Below are 11,725 nucleotides of genomic sequence, written 5' to 3'. Positions count from 1 at the left end.
ACTTGCTTTTTCGCCCTCTCTTATCCTTATTATATATAGGAAAGGGGCGTGGACTTATGATACACCCTCATCTTCATCTTTTTCTCTCTCCATACCTTTTCCTTTCCTTCTTTTTGAAAGAAAATCCCAGAAATTCTTGGCTGTTTCAATAAAAAAGCGTATCTTCGCAGCAGATAAAAAATGGATTTATGTGTTGAAGTATATGGAAGAAATATTTAAAAATTTGCCTTCAGCGGAACAGAAGAAGATATTCAATCATCTAGCTAAATTGGCGGATGTTCGTTGCTTGAGTAGTGAGGAGCAAGAAAAATACGATGAAAGTATTAAGGCTGTTGATGATTACTACTCCGGTCTTTATGGCTCGTATGTTGAAGGCGAGGAAAAGGGTATTGCTAAAGGACGTGTGGAAGGTAGAGCAGAAGGACGTGCTGAAGGTGAATTGTCCAAAGGTTTGACTGTAGCCCGTAACTTGTTGGCAATTGGTATGTCTTGGCCTCAGATTATGCAGATAACTGGATTGACAGAAGAACAATTGAGGCAGCTTAAGTCGTAGTGTACGTTACAGAGTATACTAGCTTCCCTCTAAATCCTCAGATGCAGGCAGAACTCCTGGAGATTTCTCTCTCTACCGACCTGAAGGAATATTGCAGGCGTGGTTACAGCGAGAAATCGTTTAACACCAGTGATCTGGTATGGAACGCCTCGCTAGCCCGTTCGTTCTGCAAAGGCAAGCTGACGCTGAAGGCAGAGGCCTTTGATATTCTTCAGAATCTCTCGAGCACCGTGTATGAGGTGGGCGGCCAGGGCAAGACTGAGAAATGGGACAACACCCTGCCAAGCTATGCGATGGTGCATTTGATGTATAAATTCAGTAAGGCACCGAAGGGGAAGAAGTAAGTGTGGGAGTTTTGAGGTGGGGTGTGGCATGAGCCACACCCTGCCCTTTTTAGGGCTATCTTTTAAATAAACAAATCATTCATTGTAATCTGTTTCTGTACGATGTCGCTATGTTTGTTCTGCTTCAATCCGAAAAAAGTAATCAATGTGAGGAGAAGCGATTTGGAAGTCTTCGTCTCTTCAGTGAAGATACGAAGTTTCTCCTGCAATTTCTCCTCATATTCCTTGCTGATTTCGAATTCGCTCTTGTAGAATTTCATCTCACAGATGTTGATGGTTTCATCTTTCCGGTCTATCAGCAAGTCTATTTGAGCTCCCTTTTCTGTGTTGCTGCTTCGCCATGAGCAAACCAAGGTCTGTACTCCCGAAATTCCCAGGGCATGCTTGATTTTGTCTATATGGTTTAGACAAAGCATCTCAAACGACAGTCCTGCCCAAGTATGGTATAGCTGACTGTTCTGGGAGGATGACCAGAAACTGGAATCCTGATACTTGTTATGTCTGATGAACCGGAAGTAGAAGAGCGTATAGAAATCTACTAACTGAAATAAGGTGTTTCGCTTTTGGCGAATGTCGGAAGTCATCTTGTTGGTAGTGCTGAATGGTTCATACAGACGGATGAATCCGCATTGTTCCAATTCTTCCAGTACAGTAGAGAAGGCTCCGTTATCTTTTCCTCCCGATGCTTTGACCAGTTCCTGTCGGGTCATACCCATTCCTTTGGTAGCAAGGGCAGTAACCACGGCGATATGGTCGGCTGATTTCTTAAACAAAGCTCTGTATAAGTCGTTGAATTCATCTTTCAGTTCTGCATTGTCTGCGAAAAACAGCTGGTCGATGTTCTGTGCCAGACTTTTCGATTTATCCATCATAGACAGATAATAAGGTATTCCACCCATAACCATATAGCATTCTGCTATCTGTTTTCGGCTGTAGCCGAAGTGGTAAGCCTTGAAGTATTCTTCGCATTCGTGCAGAGTGAATGGTTTTACGATCAGATGATGGGTCAGTCGGTTATGCAAGCCACCACGGTTGCGAATCAGGTTGTTGATCATCCAGGATGTGGCTGATCCGCAAACGATGAGTTTGATGTCGTTGCGCAGTACAGCCCAACTGTTCCAGAAGTTTTCCAGTGCTGGTATGAATCCCGATTTGGCGGTATCCATCCATGGCAATTCATCGATGAATATTACTTTCTTGCCTTCCGGAAGTGTTTCTATGTATTGTGACAAGGCATAGAATGCCAGCAGCCAGCTCTTGAACGTCTGCAGAGTGGTGGAGTGGGTATATTTTTGCAGGGCAATGCTGAAGTTGACAAGCTGTTCGCCTTTGGCAACTCCGTTCATTCCTGTCATGAAGAAGGCAAAATGATCCTCTACGGCTTTTCTGATGAGAAAAGTCTTGCCTACACGTCGTCTTCCATAGACGGCGATAAACTCTGATTTATCGGAGTTTATATATTCATTGAGCAGTTTGAGTTCTGCTTCTCTTCCTATTAGTCTCTGTTCCATATCTTTCGTTATTTTCTGCGCAAAGATAATGCAAGCGAGCGCAATGAAAGCTTGCTTTCAAATTGCCGAGTGCAGCTTATCTTCTGCAAAGATAATGCAAGCGAGCGCAATGAAAGCTTGCTTTCAAATTGCCGAGTGCAGCTTATCTTCTGCAAAGATATAAAAAAATCCCCATTAGCGCAAATTATTCGTGGATAATCTGCGCTAATGGTATGAAAAAAGCACGTTAGCGCAGATTATCTGTGCGAAACTTGCCCCAAGGAAGCTACAGGATGTCCAGCAGCTGCGCAAAGCGGGAGATGCGGCGGAGGTTGGGATGTTCAAACTCCTCTATCTTTTCGTGCGCCCAGGTAGTATGGAAAGGGATATGGACGGCAGAGGCTCCGATTTTCAATGCCGGCGCAATATCGCTCTTAAAGCTGTTGCCCACCATAAGAAGCTCTTCGGGCTTCACTTCCATCTCCCTGCAAAGACGGCGGTAAGCCTCGGGCTTCTTATCGCTCACGATACTTACCACATCAAAATAGCGCTGCAGCCCCGAACGCCACAACTTATTCTCCTGATCCATCAGTTCTCCCTTGGTAAAGACAGCTAGCTTGTATCTTCTTTCACCGGAAGGACCATCCTCCTGCCCTACTCTCATTTCACGGATGCTGGCAAGGGTAGCCTCAACACCTTCCAGCGGTTTGGCATCAAGATGCAGGAGACTCTTGCCAAGATCCAGAATCTGAGCAATGACATTCGCCTCTACCTTACCATGACTCACCCTGATGGCATTTTCTACCAGCGAAAGGGTGAAAGCCTTGCAGCCATATCCCAAGTCTGCCATATTCCGACTCTCCGTTTCAAAGAGGGCTGCAGAAATCTCCTTCTCCTTGCCATAAGCAGAAAGAAGCTCGCAATATTCATGCTCTACATCCTCGAAGTAATTCTGCAATGCCCAGAGCGTATCGTCGGCATCGAAGGCTATCGCCCTGATATCTTTCAGTTTTTCCATACTTTTCATTTCTTTTAGTTGCAAAGTTAATGTTTTTATCTGAAAAGGAAAACAATTTATTCTGCTTTCTTTTGCATATACCAATATTTTTCGTAACTTTGCCCAAAATTCAAATAAAGCAACAATATGAAATACCCTGCAAACTACTCAGCCCCTCTATGGGCATGAGTAGTTACAGTATTTTAAGAGGAAAAAAAACAAGGGAAGATGAAGGGGTATGGGAGGATTATAGCATGAAAATGGTTAAAGAAACATATAAAAGTCAAGTTTATTGCGTGAAAAACAAGACTTTTATTAACTTTGCACTCGAAAAAAAGGAGAAAACATGGTTATAGCAAGACTGATAAAGGAGAAATTGTCATCCACCCCTGCTGGGGTTGTATTGACAACAAGAGACTTTGGGGTGGAGATGCGGTATCAGCCAGCACTCGCCAAAGCTCTCAACCGTCTTGTACTCCAAGGCGAGCTACAAAAGATAGCAAAGGGAAAATACTATATTCCGAAGAAGACCATCTTTGGAAATCTAAAACCTGCAGATTCTGAACTTGTAAAGGACTTTCTGGAGCAAAATGGCAAAATTGTAGGTTACATTACCGGGACAGCCGCATTTGCATCCATGGGGCTGACAACACAGATAAGCTCATCTATCCTTGTCGGCACAAATAAATATAGGAGACCTATCACAAGGAATGGCGTCAAAATATCTTTCTTGTTACAAGAGAACGCCATAACATCAAGCAACATTCCATTACTTAGAATATTGGATGCTCTGCGCCTTATAAAGGACATTCCTGCCACTTCACCAGATGAATGTGTGATGAATATTTGCAAAGCGATCAATGCTCTTTCAAAGAATCAGAAGCAAGAATTGGCGGAACTATCCTTGGCATACACACCTTATGTAAGAGCTTTGCTTGGAGCCATCTACGAGAACATGGAACTTGAAACGGAAATCATCAGCAAAACATTGAATGGAGTGACCAGTTACAAGTTGCCAATCTCCGACAAAGTATTATCAAACAAAAAAAACTGGAACATCATATGAGATTACATGAAAACTGGGAATTGTTCTCTGATGCCTTGCAAGCTGCATCACAACCCGTAGAAGTTGGAGGACTTGGCATCAAGAGCATTTTCATTGAGAAGGACTATTGGATTTGTCGCTCGCTGTCATTGATGGCTGCGAACGACAAGGAGAATCGTGCCATTTTCAAAGGAGGAACAAGTCTTACAAAAGCATACGGTATCGGAAGTCGATTCTCAGAAGACATAGATATAGCTATCTCTGAGGCATGGACGCTCAGCGGCAACCAATTGAAGATGCTGATCAAGAGAACTGCCAAAAACATGACGGAAGGTCTGCAGGAAATAGATATGCCTGGTTTTACGAGCAAGGGATCTCACTATCACAAGGCATACTATTCTTATCCAAGAGCTATTGATACATTACAAGTAGGTGCTATCAAGGCAGGACAGTTGCTTGTTGAAATCAATTCCTTTGCCAATCCATATCCTTTTCAGAAATGTAAACTGCAAAGCTTCTTGACTGAGTTCTTGCAAAAGACAGGCAACGAGAACTTGATAGAGGAATATGATATGCAACCTTTCGAGGTGAATGTTCTCGACAGGCGTAGGACATTGACAGAGAAGCTGGTATCATTGCTTCGCTGTTCCTTAGCCGACAACTACTTGCCGGAATTGACAGCCAAGATACGCCATTTCTATGATTTGCATTTTCTATTGAATGATGCAGAGACACAGAAATATCTGAAAAGCGATGCTTTCAAATCGGACTTCAACAACTTGTTTGCACAAGACCAACAGAGATTCGACAAGCCTGAAGGATGGCAAAACAAAGACATCATGGATTCTCCAATCATCTGTGACCTACATAATGTATGGTCAGCGTTAAGCAACGTCTATGCAAAAGAACTTCCAGACCTTGCCTACAAAGATATACCAACTATTGAAAGTATCGAAAATAGCATGGAGCAGTTGATTTCGTATTTGATAAAATAAACTGTCATGGCAAAGAAGCATAGAGGACATTACTGTAAGATTTGTGGTGAATACAAGTCGAATGAATCATTTTCTGGAAAAGGTCATGCCCAACACATCTGTAAGGAGTGCATGGGTGAGATAAAGAAAGGTAACAAGAAAGTTTTGGACTTGCCTTTCGGGGATAATGAGTTTGAAATTGCTGACGCAGATGAATATATCGCTTCCGTTTTATATGGCAACAACGAAGAACGAGAAACCAAGACCTTCAAAAAACTCAGCCGTGAACAGAAAATGGTGTTGAAAGCGATAGTGCAAGATGAAGTTACGCTCTATTGGCAAGCCCATCGACAGATACCAGTAAACGACAAACTAAAACTACTCAGAAGTTCTGTCAATACTGTAGTATATGAACAGTTGGGCTTTGCCATAAAGGATGACACGATGTTCAAAGCTTACATTCAAGAGCAAGTTGTCGCTGTCATAAACAAGATATTGCGACTTGAAAATAACAGAATAACCAATAGCAGAAAGAGCCCATTCATCACGAATGGACTCTTTCTTTTGATAATCATTGTTTTACAGATTATCCATTTTTATCGTATGAATGATACTTTACTATCAAACAAACAATCTAACCACCGTATGACGGTTGGCTGCAATTGGTGAATACTCATCAATACCACCCTCGCTTTTTGATATTATCATGGACTTGTCAATGCCTCTTACCATAAGCTGTTGCGTGATATAATCCGCTCTTGACTTGCTGAGAGAATTGTTGATGCCATCGTTTCCTGTGGCACTGTCGGCAGCACCAACAACGGAAATTTCTTTATCTTTGTGGATAAATTCTTTCATTTTTACGATTTTAGACTAAAGATATTGACTTTTCACCCTTACAAATCAATTTTCACGAAAAACATATTATCTATACCTCGCCAGCACAACAACATCTTAACAATATTGTAACACCTGTTTAAATCACCTGTAACATCGTACTCGTACCTTTGCACCCGGAAAAGCAAGGGGAGAAATGTATCTAGCTATGTTGAGACAAGCCCCTATATAATAAGGTATATAAACATTAATAAAATATATGAGTACGATTTATCTTTGTATCGTGATCTTCCTGCTCTGTCTGGCAGTGTTTGATCTCTTCGTGGGAGTCAGCAACGATGCTGTCAACTTCCTGCAATCTGCCATCGGAGCTAAGGTGGCTAAGTTTCGCACTGTGCTGATCATCGCATCCTGCGGTGTGGTACTGGGTGCCATTATGTCATCGGGAATGATGGATATCGCCCGACATGGCATCATGAGTCCAGATCACTTCACGTTCGAGGAAGTGATGACGCTCTTTCTAGCCGTGATGGTGACGGATGTGATCATCCTGGATGTGTTTAACACACTGGGTATGCCAACATCAACCACCGTTTCGCTGGTGTTCGAGCTCCTGGGAGGTGCCTTTATCCTCGCTACATTGAAGATGTACGGCGACGATAGCCTCAACTACGGCGTCTTGCTGAACAGTAACAAGGCATTGGAGGTAATCATGGGTATCTTTTCATCTGTCATCATCGCCTTCGTGTTCGGAGCCTTCGTGATGTGGCTTTCCCGCATCATCTTCACCTTCAACTATCGCAAGCATTCACGCTACAGCATTGCCATCTTCGGTGGTATCGCCTTCACAGCCCTCTCTTACTTCATCTTCATGAAGGGCTTGGGCAAGAGTCCTTACCTGCCAGCTGAGTGGCGCGATTATATCGACCAGAACCTCGGTTTGCTGCTCTGCATTACCTTCGTGGGTTCAGCCATCGTGATGGAGTTCCTGCATCTCTGCCGCATCAACATCTTCAAGTTTACCGTATTGATGGGTACTTTCGCCCTGGCTATGGCTTTCGCCGGCAACGACCTGGTGAACTTCATCGGTGTGCCTCTCGCAGGTCTTTCTTCTTATCAGGACTATATGGCAAATGGCAATGGCGCAACTCCAGACCAGTTTATGATGACTTCTCTGATGGATAGCGCCAAGACTACTCCAGTTTATCTTCTCGCTGCCGGTGCCGTAATGATCATCGCCATGGCAACTTCCAAGAAGGCTCAGAACGTAATCAAGACTTCAGTGGATTTGAGCCGTCAGGACGAGGGTGACGAGATGTTCGGAAGCTCTTCTGCAGCCCGCGTCATCGTCCGCAACTGCCAGGCTACAGATTCTTGGTTGAAGCAGTTTATGCCAAAGTCTTTGATGAACTGGATTAACAGACGATTCGACAAGAACGATGTAGAGCTGGAAGAGAGTGCTGCCTTCGACGTGGTTCGTGCAGCCGTAAACCTGGTATTGGCAAGTATGCTCATCACCATCGGTACCAACCTGAAGTTGCCACTCTCCACTACATACGTAACCTTTATGGTAGCAATGGGTTCTTCACTCGCAGATAGAGCCTGGAGCCGTGAGAGTGCCGTGTTCCGTGTTACAGGTGTATTGAGTGTGATTGGTGGATGGTTCATCACAGCCGGTGTAGCTTTCGCAGCCTGCGCTATCGTCTGCCTCATCATGCACTTCGGCGGTGTTGGAATCCAGAGCTGCTTCATGGCATTGGTTATCTTCCTGCTCATCCGCAGCAACATCCAGTACAACAAGAAGGCTAAGGAAGAGAGCAAGGGCAGCACCTTCCAGTTGATGATGCGTTCACACGATCCTGAGATTGTATGGGATTTGCTTCGTCGCCAGGTATCTCGCACCCAGAGTTTTGTCTGCCACTTTGCACTCAACGAGTTCAACCAGATTATGGATGGTCTTGCCAACGAGAATCCTAAGAATCTCCGTCATGCCAACAAGGACTTGAAGAAGGAGCAGGATATGCTGAAGAAGTACCGTCGCCAGGAGATGCTCGGTTTGAAGAAATCACCTATGGAGATTGCCATCGAGCGCAACACCTGGTTCCATCTGGGTGCCAACAGCAACCAGCAGTTTATCTACTCTCTGCGCCGTATGCTCGACCCAATCAAGGAGCACGTGGACAACAACTTCAATCCACTCCCTGCAGAATACACCAAGGAGTTTGCTCCTGTACGCCAGAAGATCAACGACCTGATGCGTATGAGCTGCGAGCAGATTGAGACCAGCCGCTACGAGAACTACCACGAGATTCTCGCCGAGGCAGATGCCTGCAAGGATGAGCTCAGCGTACTTCGCAAGAAGCATATCGACCGCATCCAGCATCTTTCAGATAATTCCCTGATGCAGATTTCGCTGGTTTACCTGAATGTACTTCAGGAGAGCCAGGAGTTCCTGAGCGTGATGAGACACCAGCTCAGAGCAGCCAAGAAGTTTATGGAGAAGTAAGCATAAAGAATACGCCACTATTATTCAAGAAGGTGTGTCATAAGTCACATCCAATACGCCCTGGGCTAGGTGCGCTTCTGCCCTTTCAGCCCGTCCTCGGTTGCCATAATCAGGACTTATGACACGCCCTCTTTGTAGTTAAAGAAAGGAATGGTAAGACTTTGTTGCCAAACACAAAATACAGGTTAAAATTAACTAAAGAATACAAATTATTTTGTTCAATAAGCATTTTATTTGTAAATTTGTGAATAATAACAAACAAATACAAAACGATTATGAAACAGATTATCATTTTTTTATTATGCATTTTTTCTACTATCACTATACAAGCACAATCATCAACTGTGCCTGACGAAGTTGTCTTTTACGACATTACAAGTGGAGCCCCCTTCACATATAATAAGACTATACAGAAAAGTGGACATATAGAAAACTTTAGTTGTCCCTTTGCCTATGACGTTGAAGTCAAAGATAACCATCTAGAGTTTTCAATCACAAACGAAGATTTCAAATGGTTTATTGTCAGAAAATATCCAGAGAAATATGTAGATTTTATCATTAACTTTTATGATGGTATTTCACACATAGGTGGCTCATGGCCAAAACCAGGACATGAAGATTTCTATCTGCCACAAGCATTTTCCTACACCATAAGAATAACATTTTAAGCGATGAAGAAGACAGTTTTTACAATCATATTTCTTTGTTCTGTGCTCATTCAGATGATGGCACAGAACAAGATACTTGTGTCGGAACGTATATTCTTGACTCCTACCCATGTTTACTACGACAAAAATGACACAGTAGAAATAATCGGGCAAATACTCTCCACAGACTACTCTGACTTCTATCCTTATAGCAGATATGTCTATCTCGAATTATTCGACAAAGACAGCAAGTTAGTTTCAAGGCAAAAAGTAAGATGCAATGACAAAGGCTGTTTTTACGCAACAATGCCTTTAGGAGCAATAAAAGAAAATGGGAAATATTACCTAAGAGGTTACACCCAATTCATGCGCAACCGCAAAAACACCTATTATCCGACAGTTCCACTATATGTAGGAAGTCGCCCAGTTATATCAACAGACAATCATACCATAAAGGCTTCATTCTTCCCTGAGGGAGGGCATTTGGTCAACAACCATAGCCAAAATATTAGCATTTATCTTTGCAATACTATCAACCAACCTATAGAAACCAACTATTGGATCTTAAAGAATGGAGTTGACACCATTTACAATGGAAAGACTTCTCATTCCGGTTTGAGCATAGCTGCCTTCACCCCAGAAAAAAACGCCAATTACACCTTGCAAACTCCCCAAAACAAGCAGTCGTTCAAAATTCCAAGTACAGAACGAATCCCAACCATTCAAACCACTATTCACAAAAACAGACTTGTTTGTCGTATTCTATCCGAGAATCAAGAAAGCAGCAACACTCCTTTACATCTGTTTATCTACCACAATAGCTTTGGACTAAAAGAAATGAGCATAGACAAGGGGCTAGCCGTTGCCGATATGACAGGATGCACGCCTGGAGTTCTTACCATTTGGCTTACAGATGAGCAACAAATTCCTATTGCCCAAAAAGTACTGTGGACTTCCGACATCAAGGATGCTACCGAACTAGAAATGAAATCAGTTTTTCGCATGAACGAGAAATTATCATTCTGCCTGAATGATACAGTTCCAGGCAGCCAAACTTTCGTCCGCATAGTACCTGCATGGGATTCTCAAAGCATTAGTTCCTATGCTATGTTGAATTTTACCAACGAGCTTTCATCGTCCCTCCCCTTTCCACCATATTACAATGAAGAAGATGAAAAAAACAGAAGAAAAGACTTGTCTTCTTGGCTTCTCTCTGCCAAACAATCTATGATTGGAATAGATATTCTGAAAGAAGACTCCATCACTTATCCCTTTCCAATAGAGGCTGGGCTTGTGGTATCAGGTACTATATCGCAAGACCATCATCCTTTGCAAGAAGCCAGTGTACAGATTTACAACACAGCAAACCAAGACGCAACAATTACAAAAACAGACGCAAATGGTCACTTTGACGCTCAGTTAAAAGACTATGCGGATGGCACAAAACTCTATATGCAAGCATATAGCAAGAAAGGAGAAACAGGCAATTATCTATATAAACTTGACGATTATGCTTTTCCACCCATCCAACAACCTGAAACCTACTCATCGTATGCTGAGGAGACAAGCAATTCCAATACTTTGGCTTCCTACCATACCAGATTAGACTCCACCAAGACATACAATCTTGATGAAGTAGTAATTGCTCGCCGAGCTGCAAACAAAAAGCAATATGAATGGGTCAAGAACAGAAACCCATTTGAATACTTCGACAGAAACTTCTTAGAGAAAAAGCCCAATCTCCAGACATTAAAAGACATTATTATATATACCAATTTAGTAAGTGTTTCTTCCGACAATAATTGTATATCGTGGAAGAGCAAAAGGTATGACCACATTCGTCCTGCTCGCCTAACCCAAAATGGAGATGCCGTAGTTTTCAGCAACATAGCTTTGGTCATTAATGGACTAAAAATAAATTATAATATTTCCGACTTTCTCACCATCCCTGCTACTGATATAGAATCCGTCGAGTTAGTGAGACCAGGAAAACCATACGCCTTGTATCATGATGCCCCACTAGGGCTTTTTGATGTAAAAATGCGCTATCTGATAAAGAAAGAGGAAATCTCATCAAACGGTATAACGATTCAGCCACTTGGCATTTCCGTGCCTACAAAAAAACACGAAATCAAGCTGCCACAAGCAGAAGGAAAATACAAGGTGCTAATTGACGTCATATCCCCCGACAGAAGAATAAATTCTTTCGTCAAAGAAATAGAAGTCAAGAAGTAGTTGCAATGAATCAGTCCATCTTTCTTTCAAGAATGTTCTGAAAGACAATTTGACACCCTCCACTGACGTTTTGGCAGAAGTTTACACTTTGGTACGG

At 42.8% G+C, this 11,725-nt stretch carries 10 protein-coding genes and 1 pseudogene; 8 read left to right on the top strand and 3 right to left on the bottom strand.

Features of this window, described 5'->3' with window-relative positions:
• Nucleotides 1-553: pseudogene (locus DXD25_RS17075) on the top strand (hypothetical protein); the annotation flags it as partial.
• A gap of 41 nt (nucleotides 554-594) precedes the next feature.
• Complete coding sequence (locus DXD25_RS01895; protein ID WP_147327818.1) at nucleotides 595-897, top strand: hypothetical protein; 303 nt, start codon at nucleotides 595-597, stop codon at nucleotides 895-897.
• 62 nt (nucleotides 898-959) lie between these two features.
• On the opposite strand, the gene DXD25_RS01890 is transcribed toward DXD25_RS01895, so the two are convergent.
• Nucleotides 960-2,408, bottom strand: a complete 1,449-nt coding sequence (locus DXD25_RS01890) for an ATP-binding protein (protein WP_117661530.1) — start codon at nucleotides 2,406-2,408, stop codon at nucleotides 960-962.
• Nucleotides 2,409-2,673: 265 nt separating this feature from the next.
• Nucleotides 2,674-3,405: an HAD family hydrolase gene (locus DXD25_RS01885; RefSeq protein ID WP_117661529.1), complete on the bottom strand. Its 732-nt coding sequence runs from the start codon at nucleotides 3,403-3,405 to the stop codon at nucleotides 2,674-2,676.
• A 325-nt stretch (nucleotides 3,406-3,730) separates the two neighbouring features.
• Here DXD25_RS01885 and DXD25_RS01875 point away from each other — a divergent pair, with 325 nt between their 5' ends.
• From DXD25_RS01875 to DXD25_RS01865, 3 genes are read left to right on the top strand one after another with little or no spacing between them, the layout of a single operon-like run.
• Entirely contained in the window at nucleotides 3,731-4,450 is a 720-nt protein-coding gene (locus DXD25_RS01875) for a DUF6088 family protein (protein WP_117661527.1), read from the top strand.
• Nucleotides 4,447-5,424, top strand: coding sequence for a nucleotidyl transferase AbiEii/AbiGii toxin family protein (locus DXD25_RS01870; RefSeq protein ID WP_117661526.1), 978 nt, complete (start codon nucleotides 4,447-4,449; stop codon nucleotides 5,422-5,424). The genes DXD25_RS01875 and DXD25_RS01870 overlap by 4 nt, the downstream gene beginning before the upstream one ends.
• A 6-nt stretch (nucleotides 5,425-5,430) precedes the next feature.
• Nucleotides 5,431-6,072 carry a hypothetical protein gene (locus tag DXD25_RS01865; RefSeq protein WP_117661525.1) on the top strand — a complete coding sequence of 214 codons (642 nt, stop codon included), beginning with the start codon at nucleotides 5,431-5,433 and terminating at the stop codon, nucleotides 6,070-6,072.
• On the opposite strand, the gene DXD25_RS01860 is transcribed toward DXD25_RS01865, so the two are convergent.
• Nucleotides 6,025-6,261, bottom strand: coding sequence for an OmpA family protein (locus DXD25_RS01860; protein WP_117661524.1), 237 nt, complete (start codon nucleotides 6,259-6,261; stop codon nucleotides 6,025-6,027). The two genes, DXD25_RS01865 and DXD25_RS01860, sit on opposite strands and share 48 nt — an antisense overlap.
• Nucleotides 6,262-6,499: 238 nt before the next feature.
• Here DXD25_RS01860 and DXD25_RS01855 point away from each other — a divergent pair, with 238 nt between their 5' ends.
• The 3 genes from DXD25_RS01855 (at nucleotide 6,500) to DXD25_RS01845 (ending at nucleotide 11,628) form a co-directional block, all read left to right on the top strand.
• Entirely contained in the window at nucleotides 6,500-8,746 is a 2,247-nt protein-coding gene (locus DXD25_RS01855) for an inorganic phosphate transporter (protein WP_117661523.1), read from the top strand.
• A gap of 275 nt (nucleotides 8,747-9,021) precedes the next feature.
• Nucleotides 9,022-9,414 carry a hypothetical protein gene (locus DXD25_RS01850; protein ID WP_117661522.1) on the top strand — a complete coding sequence of 131 codons (393 nt, stop codon included), beginning with the start codon at nucleotides 9,022-9,024 and terminating at the stop codon, nucleotides 9,412-9,414.
• Between the two features lie 3 nt (nucleotides 9,415-9,417).
• Nucleotides 9,418-11,628: a hypothetical protein gene (locus DXD25_RS01845; RefSeq protein WP_117661521.1), complete on the top strand. Its 2,211-nt coding sequence runs from the start codon at nucleotides 9,418-9,420 to the stop codon at nucleotides 11,626-11,628.
• Nucleotides 11,629-11,725 lie beyond the last annotated feature (97 nt).

Origin of the sequence: Prevotella sp. TF12-30 (genome assembly GCF_003436715.1) — a bacterium.
GTDB classification, from domain to species: domain Bacteria; phylum Bacteroidota; class Bacteroidia; order Bacteroidales; family Bacteroidaceae; genus Prevotella; species Prevotella copri_A.
Note: the sequence above shows the minus strand (reverse complement) of the source record. Positions and strands in the feature narration are given on the sequence as shown.

Bases quoted from the DNA above. Each gene is read 5' to 3' on its own strand.
- DXD25_RS01895 (WP_147327818.1), top strand. From the start codon at position 595: ATGCAGGCAGAACTCCTGGAGATTTCTCTCTCTACCGACCTGAAGGAA.
- DXD25_RS01890 (WP_117661530.1), bottom strand. From the start codon at position 2,408: ATGGAACAGAGACTAATAGGAAGAGAAGCAGAACTCAAACTGCTCAAT.
- DXD25_RS01885 (WP_117661529.1), bottom strand. From the start codon at position 3,405: ATGGAAAAACTGAAAGATATCAGGGCGATAGCCTTCGATGCCGACGAT.
- DXD25_RS01875 (WP_117661527.1), top strand. From the start codon at position 3,731: ATGGTTATAGCAAGACTGATAAAGGAGAAATTGTCATCCACCCCTGCT.
- DXD25_RS01870 (WP_117661526.1), top strand. From the start codon at position 4,447: ATGAGATTACATGAAAACTGGGAATTGTTCTCTGATGCCTTGCAAGCT.
- DXD25_RS01865 (WP_117661525.1), top strand. From the start codon at position 5,431: ATGGCAAAGAAGCATAGAGGACATTACTGTAAGATTTGTGGTGAATAC.
- DXD25_RS01860 (WP_117661524.1), bottom strand. From the start codon at position 6,261: ATGAAAGAATTTATCCACAAAGATAAAGAAATTTCCGTTGTTGGTGCT.
- DXD25_RS01855 (WP_117661523.1), top strand. From the start codon at position 6,500: ATGAGTACGATTTATCTTTGTATCGTGATCTTCCTGCTCTGTCTGGCA.
- DXD25_RS01850 (WP_117661522.1), top strand. From the start codon at position 9,022: ATGAAACAGATTATCATTTTTTTATTATGCATTTTTTCTACTATCACT.
- DXD25_RS01845 (WP_117661521.1), top strand. From the start codon at position 9,418: ATGAAGAAGACAGTTTTTACAATCATATTTCTTTGTTCTGTGCTCATT.